Here is a 480-nt window from a genome sequence, read left to right on the forward strand (position 1 = left end):
CCACGGTTTTGCCGGTTTCTTTCTGTGCCAGCTCCTGCACCACCGCCGTGGCCTGGCTGCGCAGCATCTCCTTGCCGACCGGCGTCATCAGTGCGGCGAAGTCCTGACCGGAAAACAGCATGACCAGGCGATTGCGGATCACCGGCATATGCACCTTGAGCGCATCGAGCTCGGCCTGGTCGCGAGCCATCAGCGCCACGCTGACCTGCATGTAGCGCTGGCGGCCCTGGAATTTGTAGTTGGCGATGAACGCGGGGGCGATGGCCTCGTACAGCGCCGGCTGCGTGACCGGCGCGGCGGTCTCGCTGGCGCCCTCTTCCACGGGCTTCTCTTCCTCGGCTCCCTTGTCCTTGCCAAGGAAGAACAGGGTCGCGCCCACCGAGCCGCCAATGGCCAGCAGCAGGATGACAACGATGAGGATGATCAGCTTGAGCTTACCCTTGCCCGGCTTCTCGCCGCCCTCGGCCGCCGGGGGTTGGG

Annotated in this window: 1 protein-coding gene; it reads right to left on the reverse strand. The window is 65.6% G+C overall.

Features of this window, described 5'->3' with window-relative positions; all coding sequences use genetic code 11:
* The coding region (locus DVK00_RS20840) for a flagellar basal body-associated FliL family protein (protein ID WP_121578519.1) at positions 1-480 on the reverse strand (480 nt) is incomplete at both ends.

Origin of the sequence: Haloarcula sp. Atlit-47R, assembly GCF_003665985.1 — an archaeon.
GTDB classification, from domain to species: Archaea; Halobacteriota; Halobacteria; order Halobacteriales; family Haloarculaceae; genus Haloarcula; species Haloarcula taiwanensis.